Origin of the sequence: Patiriisocius hiemis (assembly GCF_031846325.1) — a bacterium.
Lineage (GTDB): Bacteria > Bacteroidota > Bacteroidia > Flavobacteriales > Flavobacteriaceae > Patiriisocius_A > Patiriisocius_A hiemis.
On record NZ_JAVRHZ010000031.1, the window covers coordinates 1 to 259 of the forward strand.

The window sequence follows — 259 nt, forward strand, 5'->3', positions numbered from 1 at the left end:
AGCTGTACAATCTCCAGCTCCATCATCATCGGTAGTGATTGTAATATCTGCAGGACAAGAAATAGTAGGAGGTGTTCCAACTACTCCATTACCAGTAAAGTTTAAACAGAAATCAAAAATATCTCCTTCGTCACCAAGACCACCATCTAAAATAGTAAGTGTCCAGTCACCAGCAATAGGCTCACCAGCAAAAGTTGCCATTAAGCTACCACCTTCAGCTTCGTATCCTGTTGCAGCAGGAGCACCACCTACCCAAGTT

At 43.2% G+C, this 259-nt stretch carries 1 protein-coding gene; it reads right to left on the reverse strand.

The window, feature by feature from the left end; genetic code table 11:
- On the reverse strand, positions 1–259 hold a 259-nt coding region (locus RM538_RS13415), incomplete at both ends, for a hypothetical protein (protein WP_311333948.1).